Genomic DNA, 14,839 nt, shown 5'->3' with positions numbered 1-14,839 from the left:
GTAGCTTTATTAAAGTGTACTCACATGCGATCCATATAGACGGTCTTCACCTGCGTATAGAATTCGATCGCCGTCTTGCCCTGCTCACGCGAACCTGTACTCGAATTCTTGCAGCCGCCGAACGGCACCTGTGGTTCGGAGCCGGCCGTTTCCGAATTTACATGAACAATCCCGACTTCAATTTCTTCAATAAAACGCTAACACCTTCTACTAACGTTTTCCCTTCTTCCAACGTCAAATCCCGGCTGACTTCCTGCAGGTTGGCTTTCAAAATATCAGCCGCTTTCTGCAGGTACGCCGCACGTTGCCGGAAGGAGAGCTTTCTCCAGAATGGGAACGCTGTTTTCGCCAGTCTTTATCTTTATTGGTTGCATACCATGTTTCGTCTTGCTTTTGTTTTGTCTTGGCTGACAGATAAAATCTCGGGATTGGTTACGACTTCGATGACCGCCGGAAGACCTGAAGCGATGGATCTTTGGAGAGCCGGAACAAAGTCGCTGTTTTTTTTCACTTTTTCACCATGTGCGCCGAATAAGCGGGCAAGCTCAGCGAAATCCGGATTGGATAGATTTGTTCCCACGACTCGATTCGGAAAATGCATCTCCTGGTGCATCCGAATGGTGCCATACCTATTGTTGTTCACAACGATCGAGATCACCGGCACCTGGTACCGTACCGCTGTTTCAATCTCCTGTACCGTCATCATAAAACCGCCGTCCCCGGAAAAAGACACCACGGTTTTATCGGGCTTTGCCAATTTCGCTCCGATGGCCGCAGGCAGGCCATATCCCATTGCTCCAGAGGTGGGGCCTACATACGTGTTTGGTTTTTCAAATCGATAATACCGTGAGAGCCATCCGAAGAAATTCCCTGCATCATTGGTAATGATCGAATCTTTCGGAAGATGTGACACGACATCATGCAGAAGTCCATCCATATCGACCCAGTCTTCTTTGTAGTCCGCTTTTACTTCGGAAAATTCAATATATTTTGCATGCAGCGCTTTTGTTCTTTCTTGTCTTGCAGGGTCCGACGGAACAGCGACTTGCAGCGCCTGCTGTAAGAATGCACGGGTATCTGCTGTCACGGCGAGAGAAGGCGCGTACACTTTCCCAAACACGTCTGGGGAAATATCGATATGAATCAAGCGTGTCTTCTCGGATAACAGCGTATAATCCTGCGTCCCCACCTGGGAAAATCGTGTTCCTAATGCAACCACCAGGTCCGCATCCCGAATCGCTTCAAGCAGGTAGGCTGGCGTCCCGAATCCAAGCCAGCCCGCATAGCAAGAATGCAGGTTTGGAAAGGCATCGTAGCGGCGAAAAGCGGTCACGACCGGTATGCTCATCGCTTCGGCGAACTCGACAAGCAGGGGGGTAGCACGGGCATGAATCACGCCGCCACCCGCAATCAACACAGGCTGCTCTGCCTTTTGTATCATTTCTACAGCTTGCTTTACTTCTTCTATATGCGGCTGCGGAGGAAGAGACCGATACACAGGAAGTTCTACCATTTCAGCTTCGTCTTCCAGCATATCGTGGGGCAAAGCGACCACGACCGGTCCGGGACGTCCAGAACGGGCCATGTGAAATGCGCGGTGCAGCAATTCCGGAATCCGCTCTACCCGGTCAATTTCTACTGTCCACTTGCACAAATGACGAAAAAACCCGACCAGATCCACTTCTTGAAACGCCTCTTTTTCTTTAAATGGCCGTTCCACTTGTCCGATAAGCGCAACGAGCGGTGTCGAATCTTGACTTGCGGTATGAATGCCAATAGCCAAGTTTGCAGCCCCTACGCCCCGGGTTGCCATGCAAACCCCCACCTCGCCAGACGCCTTGGCGTATCCTTCCGCCATAAAAGAAGCGCCCCCCTCATGGCGGGCAGAAATCAGTTCAATTTGCGGATGTTCATATAATGCATCCAGGACACCCAAATAGCTTTCTCCCGGCACACAAAATGCCTTCTTTACGCCTTCTTTTACTAGAATATCAACAACGGCTCTGCCTCCACTTACTTTCATTGTTCCGCCCCTCCTGTTTCCTTCAACGTAGTATATAGAATTGTCGTTTCCTCTTAGTGCTTTCTTCTATATTATTAAATCTTAAAGAAGAGTGCACGGATGTTGTTTCTACATGTAACGTTTTATGCAAAAGAAATGCCAATGAAAAAATCCCTATTAGCATAGGAATTAACTGAATTTCTCGTCTATATTACGAAAAAAACGAGTTAAACCTTACTCAATTTATTCCGATTTGAATCAATGTTGCTTTTTCTAATGGTGAACGGTTCTGCAAACAAGGCAGCTCCGCTATCGCGCACAATGAGCGCATAGAAAAGGCTGAATGTGACAACTAGTGGTTTGGCAACCCGTCACACCCAGCCCAATGTCTTTTATATATGCATTTCTGTTCGTATGACACCGAGATGTAGTGCCGATATCATTCCCTCATAAGTTGCTTCTTCTATCGTGCGGGGTGCAAGACAATCCCCAATCTGCCGGACGACTGGAGCGATATCCTTCACTTGTTCATAGAGCTCAATGTTTGGAACACGTCCCTGCGATAAGACCACCGTATCCCATTCTTCAACCATTTCCGTATCATGCGAAAATAAATGACGAATAATTACACGGCCGTTACGAATGCCGCCAAAATCATAGTGGGGGCGGAGATGTACCTTTAATTGATAGAGTTTCTTCAGATATTCGTTGCGAAGGTACTGATGAACTTCTTGTCCAATGTGGAGCTTAGCAGAAATCAACGTTACGTCATGCCCTTTTTCCGCTAAGAAGATGGCCGCTTCCACTCCAGGCCAATCACCGGCGAAATCAAATACCAGTACACGATGTCCCACCGCCCTGGGATTTCCGCTAAAAAGATGGTCAACCGTCATCACACGGGAATCATCGATCCCTTCTACATGCGGCAGGTAAGGCCTTGATCCCACTGCACAGATGATCGCGTCAGGTTTTAGTTCCAATAAATCATCCCGGCTTATCTTTCGCCCCAACTCGATGTTTACATTACTTTGCGATAACTTCCGCGAATAATTATCCAGCATCGTTTCCGCCAATTCCTGGCGCATCGGAGCCCGGCGCATTGTTCGTAACAACCCGCCAATCGCTTCACTCTGGTCTACTAAGGTAACTTCGTGTCCCTGCGCATCGGCAGTCAGGGCGGCTTGTAATCCAGCCGGTCCAGCCCCTACAACGATCACGCGCTGTCTCGTCCTTGACTGCTGAATAAGCGGCTGCAGCTCCGCCTCCTTGCCGGCTGTCGGATTCTGTACGCATCCAATCGTAAGACCCTTATGGTAATGGCCGATACAGGCCTGAAGACACCCCAGACAAGCGTCAATCGAGTGAAGCTCCCCTTTCATTGCCTTATTCGGCATCTCCGGATCAACAATTAAAGCGCGGGTCATCCCTACTACATCCGCCTTTCCAGAGGCTACGATTTGTTCCGCTTCCACCGGATCGATAATCCGCGATCCTATAAAGACAGGAACGGCCCCGGCCATCCGAATCTTAAACCCATGAGGAGAGAGGTAAGCATGCTTTACAGGAGACGGCGGTGCAATATGGGTCGAACCGGCATACGTGCTTGAGTCCCCTGCCGTGACATTGATGAAGTCAACACGAACTTGGTCCACTAAGTATTCGACAATGTTCACGGCATCCACTATGGTTGTACCGTCCATGGTCATCTCGTCTGAACTCATCCGAATCCCCACCGTATAATCTTCACCTACCGCCTGCCATACGCGTTCCAGGACCTCAATAATAAAGCGCATGCGATTCTCAAAGGACCCGCCGTATTGGTCCGTGCGATGATTAATATGACTGGACCAAAATTGTGCCGGAAGATATCCGTGAGAGCAGCAGATTTCTACTCCGTCAAGTCCAGCTTCCCTGGCTAATTTTGCTGATAAAGCAAATCCGTCGATGACCTGCTCGATTTCCTCAAGGCTCATGGGCCTGGGCATAGCCCCGAACCGCAAACTGGGCTCTGCGGACGGAGCCCACGCAGCATTGCGGTAATCGCTCGACACCACTTCCCTGCCTCCGTGAAACAACTGAGCGAATACTTTGGTTCCGTATTTATGCAACTGCTCGGCAATTTCAGAATAAGCGGGTATTACTCTGTCGTCATATCCCGCAATAGTATGAGTCGTCAGCATTCCCGATGGATGCACAGCAGCCGCTTCGAGAACAATAAGGCCGACCCCTCCCTTAGCGCGAGCTACATGGTAGGCTGTCATCTCCGATGTAGGAATACCGTTTGCCACGTGATTCGTCTGATGCGCAGTGCTTAAAATTCTGTTTTTTAATTCGGTAGTACCAATCGTTATTTTTTCAAATAGATGCTTGAACTGAGCCACTATCATTCACTCCTTTGTAAGCGATATCGTTCTGCCTGCACTCATTTTCCTCATTCTTACTTTTAAAAGAATTGTTGTGTGGTTCGCCCTTTTTACAAAAGCAACTATCATGCCACTCTTCTTTACAAGATAGGGTTGATAAATAATTCATACAGTATAAAACACAGCCGTATTCGGCAAATTATATAAAGAAATTTCACAATAAGCATTAAATTTTGTATAATTTATGCATCGATAGGTGTATTATTTTTGTTTCCAGTAAAAACTGAACCTATTTTGCAACATTATGATGCAAAACAGGTTCAGCAAATCCAAACAAAAAACGCTTCTCTTACAAAGAGTAAAACGCTTACAAATAATTAAAAACAAGAAAGAGCATACACTGAAGGAGAAGCATACGAACGGAACGAACTGATGCAAAATGTGTTCATTCTGTTATGAAATGTGTTTAATCCAGGATAAAATTTACGAAATATTCAACATTGTGCAGCTTTTTATTATCAATGTATACATGGTATGATAATTGCTTTACATTAGTGTATCGCTTCCTAAATATATATGAGGTGATTGTATGCACGTATCACAAAAAAATGAAGCTCTAATGGTATTTTCAGACATTAGCCTGGTAGAGCTGAAAGGTTTGTTGGCGCTCAAATCATTTCCTATTCTTATCGTGGACAATGCACTGCAGGTTATGGGGGTACTGGATGAAACGCTTTTCTGGAAAAACATAGCCGTTGAAGGTTGCGAAAAGCCGCTCAGATCCTGCCTGAATTATTGCTTTCGCGTCATTGATTCTCTATCACAATTGACTGAAGAAGACAGCAAAAAATACGATTACTTTATTGTAAAAAGGAATGAACAATATACATGCTATACATCATCTGAAGTAAAGGAGTACCAAAATCAACAAAAAATAGCCAGTTTACTAAAGTTGAATCAATCGCTGCACGAGCAGCTGGAAAGCTTAAGAAAAAAGAATAACGAACTGATTCAAATCCTAAATTCTTCCTATGATGAAATCTATGTAACGGACGCTGAAGGAAACACGTTATTTGTGAGTGAATCGTGTAAGCGATTTACGGGTCTCCCTCCGGAAGCTTACGTAAATAAAAATGTCGCAGAATTAGTAGAAAAAGGACTGATTGTCAACTCCGTTACGCTAAAAACCATGAAAACGAAAACGGTTCAATCAGCGGAGCAAACATACCCGAACGGTACGACGGTCTTTACAACGGCAAAACCTATTTTCGATGAAGAAGGTAATCTTTATCGAATTATCTGTAATTCCAGGGATATTTCTGAACTGGTCGAGATGAAGCACAAACTTATCCAAGCGAGTTCTTTACTTAATCAGCAGGAGAAGCAAGATAAATATTCTGGAGAAACCGTCTTTTTTAATAAACTCATCACACAATCAGAAAATATGATATCCGTCATTGAGATGGCGCAGAAAGTGGCGCCCATGGATTCTTCCATATTTATCCACGGCGAATCCGGGGTAGGAAAAGGAGTTTTAGCGAAAATTATACATGATCTAAGTCCGAGAAAGAATAAAAATTTTGTGCAAGTTAATTGTGGAGCGATCCCGCCTAATTTAATGGAGTCGGAATTATTCGGTTATGAAGCGGGAGCGTTTACGGGCGCGAATAAACAAGGAAAAGCAGGTCTTGTCGAGATGGCGGATGGAGGTACATTGTTTCTTGATGAAATCGGCGAAATGCCCATGGATCTTCAGGTGAAAATACTCCACCTGGTTCAAGAAAAAACGTTTAAGAAAGTAGGGGGTACACGGGAAAAACAAGTAGATATCCGCATCATCTCCGCCACCAACAAAAATTTGCAGCAGATGATTGAAGAAAAAGCATTTCGTCAAGATTTATATTATCGGCTTCATGTCGTTCCAATTCGTATTCCCCCGCTACGGGAGAGAAAAAGAGATATTTTATTGCTCATTGATCATTTCCTTCATAAATTCAATAAAAAATACTCACAGTCGGTCGCTCTGGATGAAAGTTCTAAGCTTATTCTTCAATTGCATGAGTGGCCCGGAAATATCAGAGAGCTGGAGAATTTGATTGAACAGATCGTGGTGACCTCCAGAAAGCCTGTCGTTTCGATGGAAGATTTGCCTTTTCACTTTAACAAAGAAGGCCGGCAAGCCATGGTTAAAGTTTCAGGTATTATGCCAATCAAAAAAGCGGTGGAAGAAACGGAAAAACAAATTCTTTCCTATGCTCTAACCAAGTACAGGACGACCAGAAAAATAGCAAAAGCACTCGATGTAAATCAAACAACGGTTATGCGTAAACTGCACAAATATCAATTGACGAATGAAGAGATAGTAACCTAACCGGCATATGAGTTGATAGATGAGCATGTAAGATAAGCGTTCGTCATCCTATCTTAAGCCATAAATAGACAGAATAATTGAAACAATTCAAAAACAGGCATGGAAATTGCTATATAAAATAAGTGCAACACTATTTTATACTAGCGAGGAGGCAGAAGAATGGGTGAATTTCTTTTTAGTATTGGATATGGAGGTTCGTTAATTGTCATCGGGCTATTCACACGGGCTTTTCTGCAAAAAATGGAACAGCAGGCCACAAAAGAAATGGATGAGGTGGAAAACAGTGAAGGGGCTGGCAAAACGACATCTTATGGGAAGGTGGGGATATAAGTGATTTTTACAGTCGGTATTATTGTGTCGTTTATTGTGTATGTCTTCGTTGGTCTTATCTTATCCAGAAAAGTGCAGAATTCAGAGGAATACTATGTATCAGGACGAAGCGGATCGACGCTCATGATTACAGGCACGCTAGTCGCTTCGTTTCTGAGTACGGTATCCTTTATGGGAGAAGCCGGCTTCTCATATGAAGGATATCCGATTCTTCTACTTATTCTTGTTATTTTTAATGCAAGCGGATACGTGTTTGGGGTATTCTTGTTTGGCCGGTATTTACGCAGAAGCCAATCATTAACTGTCCCTGAGTATTTTGGCAATCGCTTTCAATCAAACAAAGTGCGGATGGCGGCCGCTATTACGACAGTACTTGGTATTGCCGCTTACCTCGTAGCGGTAACACAGGGAGCTGCCCTCCTATTGTCCGAAATTTCCGGTGTTTCGTACGCCGCTGCTTTGCTTATCATGTGGATCGTATATTCTTCGTTCACAATCTTATCAGGTGCAAGAGGCGTCATGGTTAATGATACGATTATGTTCTTCTTGTTTTCTATCGCGACGTATCTAGCTTTTCCGTTCATCATCAAAGCGGCTGGTGGATTTCCCGATGCTATTACAAAAGCGGCCCATTTGCCCGCCCGGCCTGATTTGCTAAGCTGGCATGGTATTACGGGATCTGGTGCGTATATGGGTACACCGTGGGAGGCGCTAGCTTGGGCTGTCATTATGGGCTTAGTATGGGGAGCGGTCGTCGCCATTAGTCCCTGGCAGTGCAGCCGCTATCTGATGGCTAAAAATGAACATGTGGCCATTCGCTCAGGCGTATGGGCTACTATCTCCATTATCACGATTTATCTTTTTCTTCACATTAGCGTTTCAACCATCACGACAATCAAGGCCGATATCGCTCCTTCTGAAAAAGTGTTCGTCTGGGCGGCGATGAATATCGTGCCGACATGGTTGGGTGTTATTATCATCAGCGGTATTATGGCCGCCGCACTGTCTTCTTGTTCAAGTTTTCTTCAACTCATCGGAAGCAGCATTACGCGGGATATCATGGAACAGTCACGGAATAAAACCTATTCGGACAAGCAGCTACTGCGTGCAAGCCGCATTTCTAGGATCTGCATTCGGCGTGGTAACCGATGCGGAACGGACGTTCCGGGAAAAAATCTTGCAGCGTCCAGCCGTTCCGGACGAAGCCAAAGAAATGGCCGTTACGCGCAGGTATCCAGGGTATTTGATGATAAGCGGCATTATGGTTATCGCCGTTACATTCGTATTCTATTACTGGCCTGCTTTTCTTATTATGCCGTAGCAGAAAAACGAATATACCGAACCTTTTACGCATTAAGTCGATGTAAAAAAGGTTCGGTTTTCCCAGCTTACCTTTTCTGTGAAAATCACGAAAAAAGAAGGAGAAGGAAAGAGGAAATGAGATCCAGGGAAGAAAAAGGCCTTCGCCTTTTTCTACATTAAAATCCTCTCCTCGTTCCCTTCTCACTTTTCCCTCATGCCGCAAAAGTCAGCCGCTACTTGTCCTGTTTCTGCTCTAATGCCGCCTTTAACATCTCGCCCAGATTCAATGTCAACCCTTCGTCACTGCTGTATTTCTTAAGCAGCACTTTCTCCTGGCGTTTGTTTACTTTTCCGCCGCCGGACACGTCTTCAAGTTTCTCCACTACATTGCATGGCTTGCATTGAAAGAACTTACCCGCTTTGCCGTTTCGCAACTCCATTCGCTTCTTGCATTGCGGACAACGCCGGTTGGACAACTGTTTCTCGGCAGAACGCTTATAGCCGCACTCCCGGTCCGGGCATACCAGTATCTTGCCGCGCTTTCCTTTAATTTCGCGCAGGTTTTGGCCGCATTCGGGGCACTTGGAACCCGTTACGTTGTGTGGCTTATACTCAACTTCACTTGCGGCGATTTCTTTTACAAGCGCTGCGGCCTGGCGGCGGATGCCGGATAGAAAACGCTTGGCGTCTCCTTTTCCGCGCGCAATATCTTCAAGCTGGCGTTCCCATTTTGCGGTCAATTCCGGCGAACGCAACTCCTCGGCCACCAATTCGATCAGCTGCGTCCCTTTTTTCGTCGGATATAAGCGGTTTCCCTGCCGCTCAATCGTATCCGTATTCAACAGCTTCTCGATAATATCAGCCCGTGTGGCGGGCGTTCCCAGGTTATTTTTTTCCATCCGCGCAAGCAAATCCGATTCCGTAAACCGCAGCGGCGGTTTAGTAAGATGGCTTTGAATGACGCTGTGCTTGACATTCACGCTGTCTCCTTCACGCAACGGCGGCAGCGTCTGATCCGCCGTATCCTCATCGTCGCTCTCCTCGTCGGGTGCAGCAGCATCCGCCCCGTATACTGCTTTCCAGCCCGCATCTTTCATGACTTTTCCCCTGGCGTGAAACGTCTCACCTGCCACATCCACAGTCAGTTGAATCTGCTCATAACGATACGGAGAGTAGAAAAGCGCAATGAAACGCCGCACGATCAAATCGTACAATTTGCGTTCATCGTTCGTTAACTCACCCAAGCGCACCGGCTCTTCCGTCGGGATGATCGCGTGGTGGTCGGTGACTTTACTGTCGTCGACAATGCGTTTGGTGATGGGCAGCGATTTCTGTTTGAGTAGCGGTCGCACTAACTGCGCGTAGGGTCCTACTTCGATGCTGTTGAGACGGCTTCTTAGCGTGTGTACCATATCGCTTGTTAGGTGACGTGAATCCGTGCGCGGATATGTCACCAGCTTATGCTGTTCATATAGCTTCTGCAGCACATTGGATGTGTGCTTGGCCGAAAATCCGTATCGCTTGTTGGCGTCACGCTGCAGCTCAGTCAGATCATAGGCAAGCGGTTGCGGCTCCGTTTTCTCACTCGTTTTCAAACTAATAACCTTCCCTATTCGGCCTTCGATTTTCCGATCAATCTCCTGTGCCGTTTCTTTGTTAAAGATGCGGCCGTCCTGATTTGCTTTGGACCGCCATGTGCCGGTAAATGCGCCGAAGTCGGCGGTCAACGTCCAGTATTCGGTCGGCTTAAACTTCCGGATTTCTTCTTCGCGTCGGATGATCATCGCAAGCGTCGGCGTCTGTACACGGCCTGCGGCCAGTTGGGCATTGTACTTGCTGGTCAGCGCCCGGGTGATGTTCAGCCCGATAAGCCAGTCGGCTTCTGCACGACATACGGCAGACTGATACAGATCATCATATGCCGGTCCCGGTTTGACGCTGGCAAATCCTTCTTTAATCGCTTTATCCGTTTGCGAAGAAATCCACAGCCGCTTGAACGGCTTCCTCCATCTAATCATCTCCATAATCCAGCGGGCGACCAATTCCCCTTCCCGTCCGGCATCCGTTGCGATAATCAAGTCCTTGATGTCGCCTCGCTTCGCCAGCTGCGAGATGGCACGGAACTGATGGGACGATTCTTTGATGACTTTCAGCCGCATACGATCGGGTACAATCGGCAGGTCTTCGAGCCTCCACGTCTTGTATTTCGGATCGTAGTCTTCCGGCTCGGCTAATTCGACAAGATGGCCAAGCGCCCAGGTCACAATATATTTCGGTCCTTCGATATAGTTTTTATGTTTTTGAGTGCAGCCGAGTACACGGGCAATCTCTCTGCCTACGCTCGGTTTCTCAGCAAGAACTAATGTCTTCATCTGGCATCTCCTTTATCTCCAATGTATAACGTAAAAAACGGCCAAATAAAAATCTTCTAGCGGCATCACTAGAAGATTGTATCTGCAAGCCTTATGTCGAATGTTTCTCTTTAGTAAAACTATACACCAAAACGAACGGTATCGTCAAAGGCCTCTGTTTCATCGCGTTATTCGCGGGAGGTTTCCCTTATATCGACAATTTTCCAGGGGGATTCTTTCGTCTTTCTCTCGATGTGGAACGTCACTTTTCTTGTTTCCACGCTTTGCCCTGCACGATCTACCCGAATTTCCACGGGAATCTCCAGCATTAGCTTGTCCGTTTCCGCTTCTGCTTGCTGATATTTTGATACCCGGCGAAATGTGTGGACGTCCTGCAATTCTTTTTCGACCTCAGCAAGCCGCGGGTGAGCGGGATTGAAAAAGAAATACGGCAAAACCTGCTTTTCCTTTACATTCACAGCCCCGATAAAGCTATCGATAAATTCATAAGGGGACACGTTTTTAAAATACGCATCCAATTTCCCGGCTGCTTTATGAATCATTAGATGATGTTCCGCATCTTTATTGTTTGAGACGTGCGTGCGGCTATTTAGAAAGTGGATACAAAAATGGCCCGAAAAACCGTTGTTCGGAATCCCGTCTCCGCCATGGGGCATTCCCTGCATGGAGGCCGCGTAGTATCGTCCGTCTTTTTCGACAAGAACGGCTTTTCTTTTCCAGCTCCATTTGCCCTGATAAATTTGTTTCATTACTTTTGTGTCTGCTTTCGTAAGCGGCTGCACGTCCGCATGATGCTTGCCTGCCCTGCGCTGGGCTTTAAACGTTAAGCCTGTCTCCATATCCAAGACCGTAATAACGGATTTATTCGGGATTCGTTCTTTCACTTCATCCCATGACAGCAGCGCTCCGTAATGGGAAGCGGCAACCATATTGCCATAAGATTTCAGCTTCTCGCTCCATTTCCGTGAAATGATCAGCTGCTCACGGGCAGAAGGAGCAAATACATGCCCTGCGTTATCCAGGTAGTACATGTCTTCCTTACCCCTGTACCGCAGTGTAAGGTAGCGATCGGTTGCCGGAAGCTGGTTTACCTGTACTCTTTTAGCTCGATGAATCACCTGCGCGATATCATCCGATATGACTTTAAGGTGGGATTCGTGCTCTGCTGCAAGCGTGCTTTTGACGGTAATCAGGATATAGCTCTCCGCATTGTTTTGTGTCACCCCGGACATTCCCGTACAGAAAACGAACGCTGCCACACATAGCTCAATCCAAAAAAGACGCAGCCTCTTCATACATACCTCCTTGTCCAAACATCTGTGTTTGTTTAATCTATTCCTTAGTCTATTCTCAAAACAAAAAGCGATTCTGTATTCGACAGTATTTCATGGGCATAATAAATTTTATAACTTATTTTTCTAAAGCAACTATGGTAAAATATAATCGAGGTGGTAGTAATGAAACATGATAAGACACTGTGCCCCCGATTTGAGGCCGCATTTGAACTTCTGGGCAAACGGTGGACCGGGCTTATTATTCAATCGCTGCTGGATGGCCCGAAGCGTTTCAGCGAAATAAAGGACATCATTCCAAACATGAGTGACCGTATGCTGGCGGAGCGATTTAAGGAGCTGGAACAGGCCGGTATCGTGAATCGCCACGTCTATCCGGAAACGCCTGTACGCATTGAGTATGAGCTTACGGACAAAGGAAAAGCGCTGCAGCCGGTGATGGAACAGGTGCAGTGCTGGGCAGAGGACTGGATATGAGAAGTTTTAGCATTCACCTTTGTTAATGGGTGGATGTTTTTTGTTTGTTTTATACGCAGTATTTTAATTCTGTTCCTTAGCTACACAAATATCGCGCTTTTTATTGTTAACATAAATAAAATTATGTTAACAATAATCTGGACCAACTTGTTATTTTACTACTACATACTAATTTCCCCTCCATAAAAAGCTTTATCACTAGCGACCATTCCTTGATTTTGACAAAAAAAACGCCTGCATGCCACAGGCGTCAATGATATTTCGTAACATTTCGCTTAGAACGCTCTGTTCTCTTTTTTACCGGGTCGGCACACGCGTCTCTGCGGCCAGATTGATTAACCCGTTGCCTTCCGCCTGCGGTCCGTAGCCGAGCGGCACGGTGCGTTTGCACAGCTGGGCATACAGCTCGTCTTCCGTCAACGAGCGTCCGAACTCTCGCTCGCAGCGATTGATGATCAGCGCGAGCGCTCCCGCGACATGCGGGGTGGCCATCGACGTACCTGACAGCACGCCGTATTTGCTTCCCGGATACGTCGACAAAATCCTGACACCCGGCCCTACCACATCCACCTGATTGTTCGTATTCGAGAATTCGGCCAGACGTCCTTGCAAATCGACCGCTCCTACCTGAATGACTTCATTATAAGAACCCGGATAAGAAAGCTCCGGAGTATTCGGATCGTTATCTCCTTCGTTGCCTGCAGCGACGACTACCAGTACTTGACTCCGCACTGCTTTGATAATCACCTCATGCAGCGCCGGCTCATTATCCGGGCCACCCAACGACATTGTAATTACCCGGACGCGCTCCCCATTTGGTCCTCTCCAGGCAAGCGCATACTCGATCGCGTCAATAATCCATTGATAGTCTCCGCTTCCCTCACCCGTTAACACTTTCAAGATCAGCAGGCTTGCCTTCGGCGCCACGCCGGCCACCCCATTGTTATCGTAGACAGCAGCCACAGTGCCGGCCACATGCGTACCGTGATAATGATTATCTTCATACCGTTCCGGGTCTCCGTCATAATCGGTGGTAAAATTCCGGCCCCCGATAATATTCGGTGCCAGGTCGGGGTGATCAAGCTGACAGCCGGTGTCAAGCACCGCGACTACTACGCCTTCTCCATAGTCCGCTGCCTCCCACTCTCCGGGTGCTTGAATCATTTCCACCCCCTGAGGCACTTCGTTCGTCTGCTCCATTACTTCATTAACTGCGGTCGGGAATAAATGCATCTTACTCATCCTATCGTCTCCTCTCAATTTTAACTGCCGCTGCTTACAGAAAAAGATACTTGAGAAGTTTACTTTACGATTTCGAGAAATTCCCAAAAGCCCGGGGTTGTGCTGGTATCAAAACGGCGAATCGCTTTGACAATCTCTTCCTTAATCTCTTGCTCTACATCATCACGGTTGCCATGCGGAATTAATCGGCTTGATTTTTTAATCTTCGGCTCGAACAGATGCAGAATGGCGCGAATTGCTTCCGGGTCGTTATTCCGCGCCTGCCTCGTCAAATCATACAGCGTCTTCACCCGCCTCACCTCTTCCGCATTTCATCCATCATGTCCTGCACTGCTTCGGATAATTGATGGAAACTTTTCTCGAGCCGGAGCAGCAGGTAGAACGTCACTACAATTGGAAAACCGACATTGCGAATCAGATTAATCCATTCGCTCGGGTCCAACGGTCTCACCCTCTCTATAGAATGCGCGCAGGGAAACGAGCGCCCTGCTGTATGATTTGGATACGGATTGCTGGGAGATACCAAGAACTTGTCCGATTTCCTCATGCGTAAGATGGTACAGAAAATACAGTTCAAGAATAGTAAGCTGCCGTTTGGTCAGACGTGTAAGCGCCCTGTATAGAGCCGGGTGGGAGATGTGTTCTGAAAGGCTCTTCGCATTGCGTACGACAATGTCCATCACATCGTCTTTTTTATCCGGAAGCTTTTGCTCCCATTCGTGTTTATCAGGTTGCGGTGTGCAAAAAAGCGTGGAATACAGGTTCGAGATGAAGATGCACTTCTTTGTGCACAAACGGATATTTTTCCATATCATCCCTCCTTATATTCTATTAAAGAAGGAAACAACCGGATGTTTAACAACCCCGCTTGCAAGAATCCTTCTAAACGAATAGGCTTGTCCAACGTAGATACGCGTTGCGACCTAGGAGACATATGACAAAATAACCAGAAGAAAAGACAGGAATCAACAGGAGTTCTGCTGCTTCTATGGAGAGAATAAAAGAGGAAAGAAACAAGAATGCTTGTCTTTGTGTTATACGTATTTAGTTTTTGTATCAAACATTCCTGTTCTTTTATAGATTAGGGG

At 46.7% G+C, this 14,839-nt stretch carries 13 protein-coding genes and 1 pseudogene; 4 read left to right on the top strand and 10 right to left on the bottom strand.

Annotated elements, in window-relative coordinates:
- Positions 1-20: 20 nt before the first annotated feature.
- The 4 genes and pseudogenes from ADA01nite_RS15910 to ADA01nite_RS15895 form a co-directional block, all read right to left on the bottom strand.
- A pseudogene (locus ADA01nite_RS15910) lies at positions 21-197 on the bottom strand (aldehyde dehydrogenase family protein); the annotation flags it as partial.
- The gene (locus tag ADA01nite_RS15905; RefSeq protein WP_146811260.1) at positions 158-352 is read right to left on the bottom strand and encodes an aldehyde dehydrogenase family protein; all 195 of its coding nucleotides are present in this window, start codon (positions 350-352) and stop codon (positions 158-160) included. The pseudogene ADA01nite_RS15910 and the gene ADA01nite_RS15905, both read right to left, overlap by 40 nt.
- A gap of 9 nt (positions 353-361) precedes the next feature.
- Positions 362-2,023 (bottom strand): thiamine pyrophosphate-dependent enzyme, encoded by a 1,662-nt coding sequence (locus ADA01nite_RS15900; RefSeq protein WP_146811259.1) that lies wholly within the window; start codon positions 2,021-2,023, stop codon positions 362-364.
- 371 nt (positions 2,024-2,394) lie between these two features.
- The gene (locus ADA01nite_RS15895; protein WP_170230325.1) at positions 2,395-4,383 is read right to left on the bottom strand and encodes an oxidoreductase; all 1,989 of its coding nucleotides are present in this window, start codon (positions 4,381-4,383) and stop codon (positions 2,395-2,397) included.
- Positions 4,384-4,954: 571 nt separating this feature from the next.
- On the opposite strand from ADA01nite_RS15895, the gene ADA01nite_RS15890 reads away from it, so the two are divergent.
- The 3 genes from ADA01nite_RS15890 to ADA01nite_RS15885 all read left to right on the top strand — a co-directional run bounded on the left by ADA01nite_RS15890 (position 4,955) and on the right by ADA01nite_RS15885 (position 8,548).
- Positions 4,955-6,736, top strand: coding sequence for a sigma-54 interaction domain-containing protein (locus ADA01nite_RS15890; RefSeq protein ID WP_146811257.1), 1,782 nt, complete (start codon positions 4,955-4,957; stop codon positions 6,734-6,736).
- A 159-nt stretch (positions 6,737-6,895) separates the two neighbouring features.
- The gene (locus ADA01nite_RS22165; RefSeq protein WP_170230324.1) at positions 6,896-7,066 is read left to right on the top strand and encodes a hypothetical protein; all 171 of its coding nucleotides are present in this window, start codon (positions 6,896-6,898) and stop codon (positions 7,064-7,066) included.
- Positions 7,067-8,548 carry a sodium:solute symporter family protein gene (locus ADA01nite_RS15885; protein WP_246147375.1) on the top strand — a complete coding sequence of 494 codons (1,482 nt, stop codon included), beginning with the start codon at positions 7,067-7,069 and terminating at the stop codon, positions 8,546-8,548.
- Between the two features lie 53 nt (positions 8,549-8,601).
- Here the strand turns inward: ADA01nite_RS15885 and ADA01nite_RS15880 are convergent, their stop codons facing one another.
- Both ADA01nite_RS15880 and ADA01nite_RS15875 read right to left on the bottom strand, forming a co-directional pair.
- Positions 8,602-10,740, bottom strand: coding sequence for a DNA topoisomerase 3 (locus ADA01nite_RS15880; protein ID WP_146811256.1), 2,139 nt, complete (start codon positions 10,738-10,740; stop codon positions 8,602-8,604).
- 167 nt (positions 10,741-10,907) lie between these two features.
- Complete coding sequence (locus ADA01nite_RS15875) at positions 10,908-12,035, bottom strand: hypothetical protein (protein ID WP_146811255.1); 1,128 nt, start codon at positions 12,033-12,035, stop codon at positions 10,908-10,910.
- Between the two features lie 162 nt (positions 12,036-12,197).
- Between ADA01nite_RS15875 and ADA01nite_RS15870 the strand changes: the two genes are divergently transcribed.
- Entirely contained in the window at positions 12,198-12,509 is a 312-nt protein-coding gene (locus ADA01nite_RS15870) for a winged helix-turn-helix transcriptional regulator (RefSeq protein WP_146811254.1), read from the top strand.
- A 297-nt stretch (positions 12,510-12,806) separates the two neighbouring features.
- Here ADA01nite_RS15870 and ADA01nite_RS15865 read toward each other — a convergent pair whose 3' ends face one another.
- Genes ADA01nite_RS15865 through ADA01nite_RS22655 form a run of 4 tightly spaced genes read right to left on the bottom strand, consistent with a single transcriptional unit; the run spans position 12,807 to position 14,566 of the window.
- Positions 12,807-13,751 carry a S8 family peptidase gene (locus ADA01nite_RS15865; protein WP_146811253.1) on the bottom strand — a complete coding sequence of 315 codons (945 nt, stop codon included), beginning with the start codon at positions 13,749-13,751 and terminating at the stop codon, positions 12,807-12,809.
- Between the two features lie 59 nt (positions 13,752-13,810).
- On the bottom strand, positions 13,811-14,041 hold the full coding sequence (locus ADA01nite_RS15860; RefSeq protein ID WP_246147374.1) for a helix-turn-helix domain-containing protein: 231 nt from the start codon (positions 14,039-14,041) through the stop codon (positions 13,811-13,813).
- Between the two features lie 5 nt (positions 14,042-14,046).
- A complete protein-coding gene (locus ADA01nite_RS22660; protein ID WP_246147373.1) occupies positions 14,047-14,193 on the bottom strand; it encodes a YvrJ family protein in 147 nt (48 codons plus the stop codon).
- Positions 14,171-14,566, bottom strand: coding sequence for a sigma-70 family RNA polymerase sigma factor (locus tag ADA01nite_RS22655; protein ID WP_146811251.1), 396 nt, complete (start codon positions 14,564-14,566; stop codon positions 14,171-14,173). Before ADA01nite_RS22655 ends, ADA01nite_RS22660 begins: the two co-directional genes overlap by 23 nt.
- Between the last annotated feature and the right edge of the window lie 273 nt (positions 14,567-14,839).

It is taken from the genome of Aneurinibacillus danicus (genome assembly GCF_007991215.1).
GTDB lineage: Bacteria > Bacillota > Bacilli > Aneurinibacillales > Aneurinibacillaceae > Aneurinibacillus > Aneurinibacillus danicus.
The sequence above is the reverse complement of the archived record's forward strand: the minus strand, read 5'-3'. Positions and strand labels throughout refer to the sequence as shown.